This is a genomic window from Janthinobacterium lividum (genome assembly GCF_034424625.1).
Taxonomy (GTDB): domain Bacteria; phylum Pseudomonadota; class Gammaproteobacteria; order Burkholderiales; family Burkholderiaceae_D; genus Janthinobacterium; species Janthinobacterium lividum.
Genome location: NZ_CP139976.1, coordinates 972,004 through 988,085 on the forward strand (window position 1 = coordinate 972,004; position 16,082 = coordinate 988,085).

Here is a 16,082-nt window from a genome sequence, read left to right on the forward strand (position 1 = left end):
AGAGCGGGCACCGCACCCGCTCCATTCAGTATAGGCCGCAAAGCAGCCCCGCCTAGGCTGCGCGGCTCTCGCCAGCGGATTCGTCATCAAGACGCTGCACGACGCCGCCGCCTTGAGCCAGATGCGCCGCATCGGCGGGAAAATCGTCGACCTGGATCAAGCCGTCGACCAGGCGCGCATATTCGAGCAAGGTATTGTGCTCCTGGCAGCTGACCGAGCCTGCGGCCTTGGCCGTTGCCAGCCACTGCTGCATGGCGGACAGGCTTTGCGGCAGGTGCCGCAGGGCTGCGCCTGCGGGCGTGTCTTTCAGGCGTTTTTCGATGTGCAGCACGTCGGCTAACAGGGCCAGTGCCCGCTCGGCGCAAGCCACGGGATCTGTGTTGTCGTTGGCCACATAACCGTCGGCCAGTAGGCGCTCGCGGTCGGCACCCGGCGTTTGCAGGGCCAGCGCCACTTCGCTGCCCAGCTCGTCGGAAGGCGGGCGATGCGGCAGGCCGAACGGGAACAGCAGGGTGCGCAGCAGCACGGCCAGCACGCGCGCGGGGAAATTGTCGAGTACGCCCGTCAAGCCCTGCTGCGCCTTGACCAGCGCATCTTGCAGCGACCAGTGCACATAGGGCAGGTCGGCCTCGGGCCGGCCATCGTCCTCGTAGCGCTTCAGCACGGACGAAGCCAGGTACAGCTGCGCCAGCACGTCGCCCAGCCGGGCGGACAGCCGCTCGCGGCGCTTGAGCTCGCCGCCGAGCACGAACATCGACATATCCGTCATGACGGCAAACGCCGTCGACAGCCGCGTCAGGGCGCGGTAGTAGGGCGCCAGTGCGGGCGCGCCGGTGTCGGGCGCGGCCGCCAGGCGCGCGCCGCCCAGTCCGTACCATAATCCCCTGGCCAGGTTGCCCAGCACAAAGCCCACGTGGCCAAAGAAGGCAGCGTCGAAATCCCGCAGGGCCTTGCGGCCATCGCTTTCGTTGACGGCGGCCATTTCCCTGAGCACATACGGATGCGCGCGGATGGCGCCCTGGCCGAAGATGATCAGGCTGCGCGTGAGGATGTTGGCCCCTTCGACGGTAATGGCGATGGGGATTTGCTGGTAGGCGCTGGCGAGGAAGTTGTTGGGCCCCACGCAGATGCCCTTGCCGCCGAGAATGTCCATGCCGTCATTGACGAGCGCGCGGCCCCGTTCCGTGACGTGGTATTTGACGATGGCGGAAATGACGGCCGGCTTTTCGCCCAGGTCGACGGCGTGCGCGGCCAGCGTGCGGGCCGCGTCCATCAGGTACAGGTTGGCGCCCATGCGGGCCAGCGCTTCCTGCACCCCTTCGAATTTGCCGATAGCCATGTTGAACTGGCGCCGCACGGCCGCATACGCGCCGGTGCCGCGCACGGCCATCTTGCCCATGCCCACGCTGGACGAGGGCAGCGAAATGGCGCGCCCGGCCGCCAGGCACTCCATCAGCATGCGCCATCCCTTGCCCACTTGCGCCTGGCCGCCGATGACCCAGTCGATGGGGATGAAGACATCGTTGCCCGAGGTGGGGCCGTTCTGGAACGCGGCGTTCAATGGGTGATGGCGGCGGCCGATCACCACGCCGTCGTGGCTGGCGGGGATCAGGGCGCAAGTGATGCCCGGCGTGTCATTCTCGGACAGCAGATGTTCGGGGTCGCTGGTCTGGAATGCCAGTCCCAGCAAGGTCGCCACGGGCGCCAGGGTGATGTAGCGCTTGTTCCAGGTGAGGCGGAAACCCAGCGTGGCGCGGCCCTCATGCATGCCCATGCACACGACGCCGAGGTCGGGAATGGCGGCCGCATCGGAACCCGCATACGGGCTGGTGAGGGCAAAACAGGGAATCTCGGTGCCGGCGGCTAATCGCGGCAGATAATGGTTTTTCTGTTCTTCGGTGCCGTAATGCAGCAGCAGCTCGGCCGGCCCCAGCGAATTGGGTACCATCACGGTGACGGCCAGCGCCGAGCAGCGGCTCGACAATTTCATGACCACTTGCGAGTGCATGTAGGCGGAGAATTGCTTGCCGCCGTATTGTTTCGGGATGATCATGCCGAGGAAACCTTGCGCCTTCATGTAGGCCCAGGCCTGGGGCAGCAAGTCCTGCGCCTGCTGCGTTTCCCAGTCGTTGACCAGTTCGCACAGCCGCTCGACGTCATGCTCGAGAAAGTGACGCTCCTCGGTCGTGAGCGAGGCACGTCCATAGTCCAGCAGCTTGGGCCAGTCGGGCCGGCCGGAAAACAGGTCCGCGTCCCACCACGTGGTACCCGCTTCGAGCGCGTCGCGTTCCGTGTCGGACATGGTTGGCAAGATGCGCTTGAACAAGGCCAGCAAGCGCGGGGTGAGCAGGGCGCGGCGCACGGGGCCGGGGGCGAACAGTAAAGCCAAGCCCAGCAGGGCTACCATCAGTAGGATCGTCAGCATGCGTATCTCCCTGTGTAATAAGTACAGGGTAGGCCGATTTGGTGAATGTTACTGTGCGGTACAGCGCATACGCACAACGCCAACCGCATGGGTTGGCGTTGTGCTGTATGGTGTGGGGCGTATTAGCGTTGCGGGACGACAATCACCGTGTCGCCCGTCTTGCCTTTGGCGCCGTCGTCGCCCTTGGCGCCATCGTTGCCTTGAACACCATCGTTGCCTTGTGCGCCAGTGGCGCCCTTGGCGCCGTCATATCCGGCGGCACCGCTGTCGCCGGTCTGGCCCGTGGCGCCGGTCGCACCGGTCGCGCCGGCAGGGGCTTCAGCGCCCGTCGCACCCGTAGCGCCGGCAGGACCAGGCGCGCCGGCCGGGCCAGCGATGACTTGCACGACAGGTGGCGCTTCGCGCTGGCAAGCGGTCAAGGCGAGGGTAGAGGCGAGCGCGAGCAATATCAGGGTAGTTTTCATGATGCATCCTTTGGCAGTGTGCCGTGATGTACGGAACGGCTCGACGGCGTCGGGCGCGAGTTTCGCATGGCGGTGTTACGGAGAGAATCTGATCAGGTGGCCGTTGCGCCGTGTCGCGCAGGACGCTGGCGGCGGGAAGGGGGTGTGGTCTGCCTGCAGCATGTGCTCTTGGGCGGCCGCAGTCCGTACGTTTGCGTACATAGCGGCGTGGTGGGGGAGGGTTTGGCAAAGAGAAACAAAAAAGCCAACCCGAAGGTTGGCTTTTTGCTATGTTCTGCTGAATTCTTGGTGGCCCGGGGCGGAATCGAACCACCGACACAAGGATTTTCAATCCTCTGCTCTACCGACTGAGCTACCAGGCCAAGGCGGCGAATTATAGCAGAAAGACTTTCCACCTGACCAGAGCTAGCTGTGTTCAAATGCAACAGATGGCCAAAACATAGTGTTTTGGCATCCTTGTATGAACTGAAGGGATGTGGCGATGCAGCGACGTATTGGAGTGCAAGGCCTGGCGGCGGCGGGCTTGTTCGGCTTGTTGTGCGGCGCGGCGCGGGCCGACGGGCTGGCTGATTTGAATGCGGCGCTGGCGCGCTTGCAGGGCCAGATGCCCATCAAGGCGCAGGTCGAATCGAAATCCTGGCGCCGCGAGGGCGAGGGCAAGGCGGCGGAAGAGGATAGCGGCCAGGCCACTGTCACTGTCGAGGGCGGGCCGGCGGGCTTGCAGGTGCTTTACGGCAAGGACTTGCTGGCGAAAGTGGAAGCCGAGCAGCGCGCCAGGGTGAAGGATCCGAAGGTCAAGACGCCGATCGGCTTTGCGCTGGGGGAAATGAAGGCAACGGAGCTGCGCTCCATGGTGTCGGCGGCCGATGCCCTGTCGCGCGAGATCGAGGAAGCCGTGTTCAGCAGCGAAAAGATGGATAGCTACAAGGGCAAGCCGGCGCGTTTGCTCAGCTTTACCTTGTCGCTTGACAAGGTGCCTGAGAAAGACCGCAAGTATGTGAAGAAGTTCGAAGGCGGCATCGAGGTATGGATCGCCGCGGACGGCACGCCGCTGGCCAGCCATTTCCACTTTGACGTGAGCGGGCGCGCCTTTGTCGTCGTCAGCTTTACCCAGAAGTCGGACGAGACGCGCCAGTATGGCGTCAGCGGCGACCATTTATTGTTGCTGCGCAAGGAGAGCAAGAATGCCACCGCGGGCGCGGGCGAGAAGGTGGAGAGCAAGATCGTCAAGACCTTGCAATTGCAGTCCTGACGTGTTGCAGAAGCACTCAAGCCGCTGATCCAGCGGCTTTGTTTACATGGCGGCGCTGCCGCCCAGGGCGCTCTTTTGCAGCACGCAGCGCCCCGCCTCGCAGGTGGCGCCCGGGTCCGTGACGATGGAGCAGGTCGACATCATGCCGTCCGCTTGCTGCTGTTTGCGGCTCGCCTCGGCTTGCGCCTGGGCCAGTGCCTTGAGTTTCTTGCCGTCATTGCCCTTGCTGGACCAGGCCAGGTAGCGCTCGGGGCCGCCGCAAGCCTTGGCGCCGATGGCGATGGTCTGGCATTGCTGGGTGGAATCGCAGGCGGCTACGCCCACTTCCGCCTGGATTTGCGCCAGCAAGCCGGCATTGCCGGGGGCGGGCGGCGCATCATCTTGCGTGGGGGCGCTGCCGCAGGCGCTGGCGGCCAGCAGCAGGAAGCTGGCGCACGCGGCGCGCAGCAGGGAGTAGGTAGGTGTGTGCATGCCTTTATCATGTGCCACGCTTGCGTAAATGGCAAGCGCGATTCGCACTTGGCGAGAACCTTGACCCTGGTCATTTTCCTTATTAACTAGTCAAAGTTAATATAAATCAACATCCAACCAGCGATGTACGGGTGGCAACCGGGCCGGTGCGCTGCATTCCCGCGCCGGCGCGCGCCGCCGATTCGGGAATGCTTCCAGGAGTTAGATTATGCGCCGCACCCTTTCACCCTTTCTCTTCATCACCAGCCTGGCCCTTGGCGGCGTCCTGCATGCCGCCGACAAGGAGCCGATCCAGCCCATCACTGCCGCCAAGATCGCCAATCCGGCCATGGTCGAATTGGGCAAGAAGCTGTTTTTCGATCCCCGCCTGTCGCGTTCGGGCTTTATTTCCTGTAATAGCTGCCACAACCTGAGCATGGGCGGCACGGACAATATCAAGACCTCGATCGGCCACAACTGGCAGCGCGGGCCCATCAATTCGCCCACGGTGCTCAATTCCAGCATGAACGTGGCGCAATTCTGGGATGGCCGCGCCAAGGATTTGCAGGAACAGGCGGGCGGTCCCATCGCCAATCCCGGCGAAATGGCTTTTACGCACGAGCTGGCCATCGACGTGCTGGCCTCGATTCCCGCCTACCGCGCGGAGTTCCGGCAAGTGTTTGGCCAGGATAAGCTGACCATCGAGCAAGTCACGCGCGCCATCGCCGCCTTTGAAGAGGTGCTGGTGACGCCCGGTTCCCGTTTCGATCAATGGCTGTCGGGCAAGAAAAGCGCGCTGACGAAGGACGAACTGGCCGGCTACCAGCTGTTCAAATCGAGCGGCTGCATCGCCTGTCATAACGGCCCCGCCGTGGGCGGCAACACCTTCCAGAAGATGGGCGTGGTGGAACCGTATAAAACGGCGATGACGGCGCAGGGACGCTCGGCCGTGACGGGCAAGGATGCGGACCGCTTCAACTTCAAGGTGCCGACCTTGCGCAACGTGGAACTGACGTATCCCTATTTCCACGATGGCGAAGCGGCGACGTTGACGCAAGCCGTCGACGTGATGGGCCGCCTGCAGCTGGGCCGCACCTTCACGCCCGATGAAAACGCCAAGCTGGTAGCCTTCCTGAAAACCCTGACGGGCAAGCAGCCGCACCTCGTGCTGCCGATCCTGCCACCATCGTCGGACACGACGCCGCGGCCGGTGCCGTTTGACTGAATGAGTCCATGAAAAATGCCCGCATCAAGCGGGCATCGGGGTCTATTTCAATGTTCTCTGGAACAACTGATAGATGCGGCGGTACTCGTCATACCACGCTTCCGGCTGCACGAAGCCGTGGCGCTCCATCGGGTAGCTGGCCATTTCCCAGTTATCCTTTTTCAGTTCGATCAGGCGCTGCGACAGGCGCACGGAATCCTGGTAAAACACGTTGTCGTCGATCATGCCGTGGGCGATCAGGAGGTTGCCCGTCAGCTTGTCCGCGTATTCGATCGGCGACGAGACTTTATAGGCTTGCGGATCGACGTCCGGCGTGTTCAGGATATTCGCCGTGTACTCGTGGTTGTAGGTGGTCCAGTCCGTCACGGGACGCAGGGCGGCGCCGGACTTGAAGATTTCCGGCGCGCGCATCAGGGCCATCAGGCTCATGAAGCCGCCATAGCTGCCGCCGTAGATGCCCACGTTCCGGATGTCTCCCTGGTGCTGGGCTGCCAGCCAGTGGGCGCCATCGATGAAATCTTCCAGTTCCGGATGACCCATCTGGCGGTAGATGGCCGTGCGCCAGGCGCTGCCGTAGCCGAGCGAGGCGCGGTAGTCGACATCGAGCACGATGTAGCCTTGCTCCACCAGCAGGTTGTGGAACATCTGTTCGCGGAAGTAGACAGGGTAGCGCTGGGTCACGTTCTGCAGGTAACCGGCGCCGTGCGCGAACATGACGATGGGATATTTCTTGCCCGCTTCCAGCTGGGCCGGGCGGTACAGCTTGGCCCAGATCGGCGCCGCGCCATGCATGGACGGTACTTGCACCAGTTCCGGCATGACCCAGTTGCGCGCCTTGAAGGCGTCGCTGCGCGTATCGGTCAGGATATTTTCCTTGCCGCCCGTGACGGCAACCGTCGCCAGCTGGGCCGGCATATAGCTGGTCGAATAGCGCAGCAGCAGCTTGCCGTTATCGGGCGACAGGCCGAAGTTTTCCACGCCTTTCAAATTCGTCACTTCGCGCGCGCCGCCATCCCTTGCCGTGCTGGCGCACACTTCATAGGTGCCGGGCGCCTGCCGGTTGCACATGAAATAGGCATGCTTGCCGTCGCGGCTCCATTCGACGGCGCTCACTTCCCATTTGCCTTGCGTCAATGCGCGTGCCGGGGCCGCGCCCGTCTTCGTGTACAGGTGGGCGTAGCCGCTTTCCTCGGACAGATACCACAGGGTGGTGTTGTCGGGCAGCCAGCCGAATTCGTCGGCGCGGCGGTTGACCCAGGCCGTGTCGCTGATGCGGTGCACGGGCACGAGGGCGGCGTTGGCCAGGTCGACGTTGGCGAGCCAGCCATCCTTGTTGTCGACGGCGCGGATGCGCACGGCCACCTTGCTGCCGTCATCGGTCCAGGCGATGCCGTCGCGCTGGGCGTCGATGCGCACGGCACGGTTGCCTTTCAGGGGCGGCAGCTTCTGTTCGGCGCGCAGACTGGCCAGCGGGTCGGTGGCGATGCCGGGCAGGCTGTCGAAACCGATCTCGCGCACGGTGCCCGTGCGCAGGTCGGCCAGCTTCAGGCTTTGCGCGATCGGCATGTTGCGGCCCACGCGCGTGCGCTCGTCATCGACGTCCGGGTAGCCCGTTTCCGTCACGTAGCGGGCCAGTTTGCCCAGCTTGCCCTTCTCGGCCGCCTTGTCTTGCGTGACGAACAGCAGCCAGCGGCCGTCCGGCGACAGGGCGCTGCCGGAAATGGTGACTTTGTCGCCCAGGTAGATCGGTTCCGGCGCGCGCGTGGCGTCCAGGCGGCGCTCTTCATGGCGGCGTTCGCGGTTCGCGTCGCGGTCTTGCTTCTGGCGTGCCAGGTTGACGATCAGGCGCAGCTGCAGGTCGCGCAGGGCGTCCGCTTCCGGTGTGGCGTCCGGGTCCTTGGCGGCGCGCAGCAGGGCGACGGGGGCGCTCAGACGCTCCGCGCGGCTCCAGCTGAACCAGTCGGTGCCGCTGCGGTATTGCACGGCGGCGCCGTCGGCGGAATATTGCGGGTCGCTGATGGCCGAGACGCCGCGCGTAATTTGCGTCAAGGCGCCGCTTTTCAGGTCGCGCTCGAACAAGTCGCCGTTGCGCAGCAGGATGGCGCGCGTGCCGGAGCGGTTGACGACCATCTGCTGGCCATCGAGATTGGCCAGCTGCGCATCGTCGACCTTCTTGCCGCTATTCAGTTTGGCGTTTGCGCCTGGCAATTGATACGTGTCGCGCAGGGGCGAGCCGAGGCGTTTTTGCTTGTAGTAGAGCTGGCCATTCCAGCCCCACCATGCCGCTTCGACGGGCGTGCCGATCCAGTCGGGGTCGGCCATGGCCTGGTCCAGCGTGATCGGCGGGGGGGGGATGGTGGATGGGGCCGCATGCGCGGCGGGCAGGGCGGCGGCTATCAGGGTGAGCAGCAGGGGAAGAACCAGACGCATCGGGGATCACTTTAATCAAAGGGGATGGTGAAGGTACAGGCTATGAGGCCGGTATTCTAGCGGAGGAGTTTCGTGCAGGAAATGTCGGAAAGCTAAGCTTGGCGCTGGGCCAGCCAGGCGAGAAAGTCATCGAGCGGCATCGGCCGCGCATACAGGTAGCCCTGCAAGCCGTCGCAATCGTGGGCGACCAGGAAATCGGCCTGCTCCTGCGTTTCCACGCCTTCGGCCACCACGCGCAAGCCCAGGTGGCGCGCCATGGCCAGGATCGCTTGCACGATGGCCGTGTCGCGCGCATCGTGCGGCGTGTCGTCGATGAAGCGCTTGTCGATCTTGAGTTCGTACAGCGGCATCGACGTCAGGTAGGCGAGGCTGGAATAGCCGGTGCCGAAATCGTCGATGGAAAAGCGGATGCCGAGGGCCGCCAGTTCGCGCATGCGCGCCAGCGAGGCGTCGCGCTGGTCGATCAGCAAGCCTTCCGTCAGTTCCAGAATCAGGGCGCCGGCCGGCGTGCCGTATTCGGCCAGCGCGGCCTGCACGCGGGCGGCAAAATCGGGCTGGCGAAACTGGGCCGGACTCACATTCACGGACAGGGCGACGGGCGATCCGGCCCGCGCCAGCATGGCGGCGGCGCGGCACGCTTCGCGCAGGGCCCAGTGGCCCAGCTTGACGATCAGCCCCGATTCCTCGGCGATGGGGATGAAGATGCCGGGAGCGATATGGCCGCCGTCCGCCTGCGGCCAGCGCATCAGCAGTTCGGCGCCCGTCACCCGGCCATGGCGGTCGACCTGCGGCTGCACGTGCATGCATAATTCACCGGCATCGAGGGCGCGCGCGAGTGTCCTTTCCAGGGTCAGGCGGCGTTCCACGCCCGCCTGCATGGCCGCTTCAAAGAAGGCGATGCCGTTGCGTCCTTCCGCCTTGGCCCGGTACATGGCGATGTCCGCTTCGCGCAGCAGGTCGTGCGCCTGCTGGCCCGCTTTCGGCAGCAGGGTCACGCCGATGCTGGCGCTGCAATGATAGGACTGCCCTTCGATCTCGAAGTCGCGCGCGATGGCGGCGCGGATTTTCTCGGCCACCTGGGCCGCCGCGCGGGCGGCGTTGTGCAGGTCATCGGCCAGGTGCGCCAGCAGCACGACGAATTCGTCGCCGCCGATGCGCGCCACCGTGTCGGCCTTGCGCATCAGCTGCGCCAGCCGTTCGCCGGCCAGGCGCAGCAGCGCGTCGCCGGTGGCGTGGCCGCGCGCGTCGTTGATGTGCTTGAAGTGGTCGAGGTCGATGAACATCAGCGCACTGATGGTATGGCCGCGCGGCGCGGCGGCCAGCAGGTGGCCGATGCGGTCCATCAGCAGGCGCCGGTTGGGCAGGCCCGTGAGCACGTCGTAGAAGGCCAGGCGGTGGATGTCCGCTTCCGATTTCTTGCGCTCGTCGATTTCGCGCTCGACGGCCACCCAGTGCGTCTGCCTGCCGTCCGCATCCGTGAACGGCACCAGTTCCGCTTCGACCCAGTACGCCTTGCCGGCCTTGTTGTAATTGAGCAATTCCGCGCGTGCCGGCTGGGCGCGGGCCATGGCGGCGGCGATGCGCGCCAGTTCGCCCGCATCGGTGGCGGGGCCTTGCTGGAACAGCAGGCTGCGGCCCAGCACCTCGGCGCGCGCATAGCCGCTGCTGCGCTCGAAGGCGTCGTTGACGAAGATGATGCGCGTGGCCGGCGCCGCACCCGCGCCTGGCGGGACATCGGCCACTTCCGCGAGCATCACCATGTCGTTCAGGCGGGCCAGCGCCGTGGCCGTCAGGCGCAGATCGGCGTTCAGCTGCGACAGGGCCTGGCTGCTGCGTTCCAGGTGGCGCAGCAGGAAAGCGCAGGAGAGGGTCAACACGGCGGCGATGAACAGGAAGTTCAGGGCCGCGATCAGCGCGCGCAGCACGGGGGAGGCGGGCACGCCGCGCAATTGCAGCTCCACGTCGGGATGCAGGCCGAGGAAAAAGATGGTCAGCGAAGTCAGGGCCAGGGTCGACAAGGCTGGCCGCATCCCCAGCAGCAGGGCCGCCAGCACGGGCATGAGCATCATGTAGATCTGGCTGACGGGGCCGATTTTCAGCAGCAGGCCCACACCCACCAGGTAGGCGACGATCAGGAATTGCCACACGCGCCAGCGGTAGGGCATGGCGCGCAGATGCCAGATGAGACCGACCCAGCCGATGGCCAGCACGTCGAGGGCGACTATGGACCAGATAGCTTCGCGCGCCGCCAGCAGGGCGCTGGGAATGGCAGTGACGATGCCAAGCAGCAGCACCGCCTGCAGCAAGCGCGCAAAAATCTGTCCGCGCCAGTGCGCGAGATCGTTTGACGCGGCCACGCTGCCGTCCTTTCCCCAAGGAGCTGTGCTGCCGAGCTGAGCAGTATGGTAAAAATATTACGCGGTATCGTTCTGCATGTCATCTTGATCATTCGATATGATTGACTGCGCGACCACCCGCAGGGCGCATCGGGCCGTCTATTCCTTTTCCGCCGTGGGCCAGTAGTGGCTGTCCGGCGTGTCCCGTGCGCCGAAGATGGCCTGGCCGACCCGCACGACGGTGGCGCCTTCTTCAATGGCGATTTCATAGTCGCCGGACATGCCCATCGACAGCTCGTCGAGGCCGATGCCATCGGGAACATCCTGGCGCAGCCGGTCGCGCAGCGTGCGCAGCAGAACGAAGCAGCGGCGCACGCGCACGGCTTCCGCCGACAACAGCGCCAATGTCATGAGTCCGCGTACCCGCAGCGCCGGGAAGGCGGGCAGCTCGCGCAGGAAAGCGGCCACCTCGTCCGGCGGCAAGCCGTACTTGCTGGCTTCTCCCGATGTGTTCACTTGCACGAACACATCGAGCCCCCGTCCTGCCGCTTGCAGGCGCCGTTCCAGCGCCTCGGCCACGCGCAGGCTGTCGAGAGCCTGGAATTCGCTGGCAAAGCGCGCCACCAGCTTGGCCTTGTTGGTCTGCAAATGGCCGATCACCGACCATTGCAGATCGCCCAGGTCCGCCATCGCTTCCCACTTGCGGCCTGCCTCCTGCGGCTTGTTTTCTCCCAGCATGCGGCAACCCGCGGCGTAGGCCAGGCGCAGGCTCGCCTCGGGCTTGGTCTTGCTGACGGGCAGCAGGCGCACGCCGGCCGGATCGCGGCCGACCCGCTGGCATGCGGCGGCCATGCGCGCGTGCACGGCGGCCAGATTGCGGCGGAAGTCGTCCACCGACACGGCTTGCGGCCAGTGCCCATGCTGCGCGTGCATGGTCGCAGTGAGCAGGGGAGTGTCATTGTTCATGTGTCAGCCTTGTGTCAGCCTTATGAGCGGCAGGAGTCGCCGCAGTGATGTATGATTGTCCTATGCCAAAATATATCATGTCTGAGACTATCATGAAGATTGCAGGGAAAACCGCTGCGGAGCTGTTCGCCAGCATCCGTGCTCTGACGCAGGCTGGCGAACTGGCGCCGGGCCAGGAGTTGCCGACCGTGCGCGAGCTGGCCGCGACCTTGGGCGTCAACCGCAATACCGTGTCGCTGGCGTACAAGCGCCTGGCGACGGCCGGGATCGCGGTCACGCAAGGGCGATTGGGCACGGCCATCCGCGCACAGCGCGATCCCGGCGAGCAGGAAGGCCTGCTGCCCGGCTCGCCGCTGGCCGACCTGGGCGGCGGCAATCCTAACCTTGCCTGGCTGCCCGATGTCGGCGCGGCCCTGGCGCGCAAGCCATACCGCCCGCGCCTGTATGGCGAAGCCACGCTGGATCCGGAGCTGGAAGCCCTGGCGCGGCGCTGGATGGCCGGCGATTGCCCTGAGGGCCACGACATCACCCTGACGAATGGGGCGGTCGATGCGGTGGAGCGCCTGCTGGCCGCGTATCTGGTCGCGGGCGACAAGGTGGCCGTGGAAGACCCGTGCTTCGTCAGCAGCATCAACACCTTGCGCATCGCCGGGCTGCACGCCGTTGGCGTGGCTGTCGATGCCGAGGGCATGCAGGCCGAGGCGCTGGAACGGGCGCTGGCGCAAGGCGTGCAAGCCGTCATCGTGACGCCGCGTGCGCACAATCCGACCGGATGCAGCCTGAGCGCTGCGCGCGCGGACCAGCTGCGCGCGGTGCTGGCCGCTTACCCGCACGTGCTGGTCATCATCGACGACCATTTCTCGCTGCTGTCCGTCGCCAGCTACCAGGACGTGATTCCCCATGCTGCCCGGCGCTGGGCGCTGATCCGTTCGGTATCGAAGATCTTCGGCCCCGACCTGCGCTTGGCCGTTGTCGCCAGCGACGGGCAGACCGCCCAGCGCCTGCGCCTGCGCCTGGCGCCCGGCACGAACTGGGTCAGCCATCTCCTGCAGGATGCCGTGAGCGCCTGCCTGTCGTCACCCGAAGTGTCCGCGCAGGTGGCCCTGGCCCGCGCCGACTATGCGCGCCGCCGCGGCATCCTGGCCGATGCGCTGGCGGCGCAAGGCCTGGTCTGCGCCAGTCCTGCCGATGGACTGAACCTGTGGCTGCCGCTGCCGGGCGGCAGCCAGGCGGCCGTGCTGGCGCTGGCCCGGCATGGCTGGCTGGTGCGCGGCGGCGAAGCCTTCGGTGTGCAGGCGCCGGCGCAGGGATTGCGGATCACCGTATCGACCATGGACGCAGCGCGTGCGCAGTCGTTCGCCGGCGTGCTGGCCCAGGTGCTGGGCCGGCCATAGTTTTTTAATTCCTCGCCACAGAAAGGGAACATCATGAAAGTCCATTTCATCGTGCATGAAGCGTTCGAGGCGCCTGGCGCCTACGAGACATGGGTACGCGAGCGCGGCTACGCGGCCACGTATTCCCGCGTCCACGCCCATGACCCGCTGCCCCCATCCATCGCGGACATCGACCTGCTGGTCGTCATGGGCGGACCGCAGTCGCCGTCGACGACGCGCGAGGAATGCCCGCATTTCGACGCCGCCGCCGAACAGGCCTTGATCGCCGCATGTGCCGCGGCGGGCAAGGCGGTCATCGGCGTCTGCCTGGGGGCGCAGCTGATCGGCGCTGCCCTGGGAGCGCGCCATGCGCACAGCCCTGAAAAGGAGATCGGCAAGTTCCCCATCATGCTGACGCGAGAAGGACAGGCGAACGACAAGTTCGCCCATTTCGGCGATGTCCTGGAGACCGGGCATTGGCATAGCGACATGCCGGGCCTGACTGACAGCGCGAAGGTCATCGCCCACAGCGAAGGCTGCCCCCGCCAGATCGTCGAATACGGCAATCTGGTGTACGGATTCCAGTGCCATATGGAGTTCACGCCGGAGGTGGTCGACCTGCTGATCGCCGCCTCAGAAACGGAACTGGCCACGCTGGAGTCGCACCGCTTCGTGCAGCAGCCAGCGACCCTGCGCGCCCACGACTGGCAGGCCATGAACGGCAAGCTGTTCGGTTTCCTTGACCGGCTCATGCAGGCCTACGCATCGCCGTGAAAAAAAACGCCAGCATGATGCTGGCGTTGTGGGGCAAGCAGACGAGGCGCTTATTTTTTCGGCGCGCTCAGGCATTCCTTCATGAAAGCCTTGCGGGCATCGCCCTTCATGTCCTTGGCGTCGACATTGCATGCCTTCATCTTGTTTTGCTGCGTCATGGCCGGCGCCGGCTTGGCGCTTAGGCATTCCTTCATGAATGCCTTGCGCTCATCGCCTTTCTTGCCGGCGGCGTCCGCATTGCAGGTCGTCATTTTTGACTGTTGGGCCGTCTTGGCGGCGGGCGCCGCTTCCGGCGCGGCGGCAAAGGCGGTACTGGCAAACGCGGCGGCGATGCAGAGGGCGAATAATTGTTTCATGGCAAATCCTTGTAGACGCAGTCAGTGGAAGGGGACATGCAACCGGCAGGCAATGCCGATATGCAGAACGTAACTAACTATATGACATTTATCAACAAAATTTGCAATCGAGTGTGTCTTTTTGTTACTGGCCGGCGCCAGGAACCTGCCGGCTGCCCCGGGCAGCCATCTTGCGGCGGCAGCCCCCCTGTTTTTTGCTATGCTAGCGACTTTCCACCGGTCGATGCCGCTGCCTTGGCCGGCGCACCCTCAATACGGAGTAGTTATGGTCTCGTTGCAAGAGCAGTTTTTAAAGGCCGGCCTGGTCGACAAGAAGAAGGTCAAACTGGCCAACCAGGACAAGAGCAAGCAAAAAAAGGACGAGCGCAAGAGCGGCACGCAAAGCGTCGACGAAGTGCGCCTGGCCGCGCTCGAGACCCAGCGCAAGAATGCGGAACGCGCGCGCGAACTGAACGCCCAGCGCGACGCGGCCGCCAACCAGAAGGCCATCGTGGCGCAGATCGCGCAAATGGTGCAAAAGAACCGCCAGAGCAAGGGCAACAACGGCGACGTGCCGTACAACTTTACATTTAATAACAAGATCGAGCGCATCTACGTGACGGCCGCCGTGCAGGCCCACCTGGTGGCGGGCCGCCTGGTCATCATCTGCCTGGGCGGCGCCGTGGAACTGGTGCCGCGCATCATCGCCGACAAGATCGCCGAACGCGACCCCGCCATCGTCGTGCGCGTGAAACAGGCCAGCACGGAAGTGGACGAGGACGATCCGTATGCGGCGTTCCAGATTCCCGATGATTTGATGTGGTAAGAGGGGGCTTGCCCGGCGCTGACGGCGCCGGGGAGTAATTGCGGGCCGGAAGCGGCCCGTTTTTGTTTGTGGCGCATACACGGCGCCACAAACAAAAACGCCACCCGAAGGTGGCGTTTTTGAACGTAAAACATATTCTTGGTGGCCCGGGGCGGAATCGAACCACCGACACAAGGATTTTCAATCCTCTGCTCTACCGACTGAGCTACCAGGCCAAGGTGGCGAATTATAGCAGACCAAAACGGGAATGCAAGAGCCGGCTGTGACTTTCCCCCGATTTTCTGCATAGGCAACACATTACTTGCTTGCGGGTCAAATATGATTTGATATAAACGGTATTTTTCTCAACAAAGGATGGGCGCATAGTGTGGCCATCGTTACTGACTTGAGAGGATTACCGCATGAACGCCACCACCCATCACACCGCCATCCCTGAAATCGGCCTGGGCACTTTCCGCCTGCAGGGACAGGTCGTCATCGATTCCGTCGCCACGGGCCTGGACGTCGGCTACCGCCATATCGACACGGCGCAAATCTACGGCAATGAAGCCGAAGTGGGCCAGGCCATCGCCGCCAGCCCCGTCCCGCGCGACGAGCTGTTCGTCACCACCAAGATCTGGATCGAGAGCTTGCGGCGCGACAAACTCATTCCCAGCTTGAAAGACAGCCTGCACAAGCTGCAGCTGGAGCAGCTGGATTTAACGCTGATCCACTGGCCGTCGCCGCAGGACGCGATTCCCGTCGCCGAATACATGGCGGCGCTGGCGGAGGCCAAGGCGCAGGGGCTGACCAAGGCCATCGGCGTATCGAATTTCACGAATGCGCAGCTGCAGCAAGCCATCGATACGGTGGGGGCGGCGGAAATCGCCACGCAGCAGATCGAGATCCACCCGTTCCTGCAAAACCGCAAGGTCATCGATTTTGTGCGCAGCCAGGGCATCCACATCACGGCCTACATGCCGCTCGCGTATGGCAAGGTGATGGCGGACCCCGTGATCGCCGCCATCGCCGCGAAGCACGGCGTGACGCCGGCGCAAGTGGCCTTGAGCTGGTCGCTGCAGCAGGGCTTTGCCGTGATCCCCTCGTCGACGAAACGTGCCAACCTGGAAGCGAACCTGCATTTCCAGCGCATCACCCTGTCGCCGGACGAGATGGCGCAGATGGCGACCCTGGAACGGGGCGAACGCCTGGCCAACCCGGACGGCCTGGCGCCGCAGTGGGATTGA

The 16,082-nt window shown here is 64.6% G+C and carries 13 protein-coding genes and 2 tRNA genes; 6 read left to right on the forward strand and 9 right to left on the reverse strand.

Going from position 1 to position 16,082, the window contains the following annotated elements:
- Positions 1–52: 52 nt before the first annotated feature.
- The 3 genes from U0004_RS04315 to U0004_RS04325 form a co-directional block, all read right to left on the reverse strand.
- A complete protein-coding gene (locus tag U0004_RS04315) occupies positions 53–2,425 on the reverse strand; it encodes an acyl-CoA dehydrogenase (RefSeq protein ID WP_115057404.1) in 2,373 nt (790 codons plus the stop codon).
- A gap of 122 nt (positions 2,426–2,547) precedes the next feature.
- Positions 2,548–2,889: a hypothetical protein gene (locus U0004_RS04320; RefSeq protein ID WP_070259850.1), complete on the reverse strand. Its 342-nt coding sequence runs from the start codon at positions 2,887–2,889 to the stop codon at positions 2,548–2,550.
- A 286-nt stretch (positions 2,890–3,175) separates the two neighbouring features.
- Positions 3,176–3,251 (reverse strand) — tRNA-Phe (locus U0004_RS04325).
- Between the two features lie 119 nt (positions 3,252–3,370).
- Here U0004_RS04325 and U0004_RS04330 point away from each other — a divergent pair.
- Positions 3,371–4,141, forward strand: coding sequence for a hypothetical protein (locus U0004_RS04330; protein ID WP_230522979.1), 771 nt, complete (start codon positions 3,371–3,373; stop codon positions 4,139–4,141).
- Positions 4,142–4,183: 42 nt separating this feature from the next.
- Here the strand turns inward: U0004_RS04330 and U0004_RS04335 are convergent, their stop codons facing one another.
- Positions 4,184–4,612 carry a hypothetical protein gene (locus U0004_RS04335; protein ID WP_070259846.1) on the reverse strand — a complete coding sequence of 143 codons (429 nt, stop codon included), beginning with the start codon at positions 4,610–4,612 and terminating at the stop codon, positions 4,184–4,186.
- A gap of 208 nt (positions 4,613–4,820) precedes the next feature.
- Here U0004_RS04335 and U0004_RS04340 point away from each other — a divergent pair, with 208 nt between their 5' ends.
- The gene (locus tag U0004_RS04340) at positions 4,821–5,816 is read left to right on the forward strand and encodes a cytochrome-c peroxidase (protein WP_070259844.1); all 996 of its coding nucleotides are present in this window, start codon (positions 4,821–4,823) and stop codon (positions 5,814–5,816) included.
- A 42-nt stretch (positions 5,817–5,858) separates the two neighbouring features.
- Here the strand turns inward: U0004_RS04340 and U0004_RS04345 are convergent, their stop codons facing one another.
- The 3 genes from U0004_RS04345 to U0004_RS04355 all read right to left on the reverse strand — a co-directional run bounded on the left by U0004_RS04345 (position 5,859) and on the right by U0004_RS04355 (position 11,548).
- Positions 5,859–8,246, reverse strand: coding sequence for a S9 family peptidase (locus U0004_RS04345; protein WP_115057405.1), 2,388 nt, complete (start codon positions 8,244–8,246; stop codon positions 5,859–5,861).
- 92 nt (positions 8,247–8,338) lie between these two features.
- Positions 8,339–10,603 (reverse strand): putative bifunctional diguanylate cyclase/phosphodiesterase, encoded by a 2,265-nt coding sequence (locus U0004_RS04350; RefSeq protein WP_115057406.1) that lies wholly within the window; start codon positions 10,601–10,603, stop codon positions 8,339–8,341.
- Positions 10,604–10,741: 138 nt separating this feature from the next.
- Entirely contained in the window at positions 10,742–11,548 is an 807-nt protein-coding gene (locus U0004_RS04355) for a YggS family pyridoxal phosphate-dependent enzyme (protein WP_070254112.1), read from the reverse strand.
- Between the two features lie 92 nt (positions 11,549–11,640).
- Here U0004_RS04355 and ptsJ point away from each other — a divergent pair, with 92 nt between their 5' ends.
- A complete protein-coding gene (gene ptsJ, locus U0004_RS04360; RefSeq protein WP_070254128.1) occupies positions 11,641–12,942 on the forward strand; it encodes a MocR-like B6 salvage transcription factor PtsJ in 1,302 nt (433 codons plus the stop codon).
- Positions 12,943–12,975: 33 nt separating this feature from the next.
- Positions 12,976–13,695, forward strand: coding sequence for a glutamine amidotransferase-related protein (locus U0004_RS04365; protein ID WP_070254113.1), 720 nt, complete (start codon positions 12,976–12,978; stop codon positions 13,693–13,695).
- A 50-nt stretch (positions 13,696–13,745) separates the two neighbouring features.
- On the opposite strand, the gene U0004_RS04370 is transcribed toward U0004_RS04365, so the two are convergent.
- Positions 13,746–14,051, reverse strand: coding sequence for a PsiF family protein (locus U0004_RS04370; RefSeq protein WP_034784390.1), 306 nt, complete (start codon positions 14,049–14,051; stop codon positions 13,746–13,748).
- A 265-nt stretch (positions 14,052–14,316) separates the two neighbouring features.
- On the opposite strand from U0004_RS04370, the gene U0004_RS04375 reads away from it, so the two are divergent.
- On the forward strand, positions 14,317–14,856 hold the full coding sequence (locus U0004_RS04375) for a DUF2058 domain-containing protein (protein WP_034784389.1): 540 nt from the start codon (positions 14,317–14,319) through the stop codon (positions 14,854–14,856).
- Between the two features lie 139 nt (positions 14,857–14,995).
- On the opposite strand, the gene U0004_RS04380 is transcribed toward U0004_RS04375, so the two are convergent.
- A tRNA-Phe gene (locus U0004_RS04380) sits at positions 14,996–15,071 on the reverse strand.
- A gap of 186 nt (positions 15,072–15,257) precedes the next feature.
- On the opposite strand from U0004_RS04380, the gene dkgB reads away from it, so the two are divergent.
- The gene (gene dkgB, locus U0004_RS04385) at positions 15,258–16,082 is read left to right on the forward strand and encodes a 2,5-didehydrogluconate reductase DkgB (RefSeq protein ID WP_034785660.1); all 825 of its coding nucleotides are present in this window, start codon (positions 15,258–15,260) and stop codon (positions 16,080–16,082) included.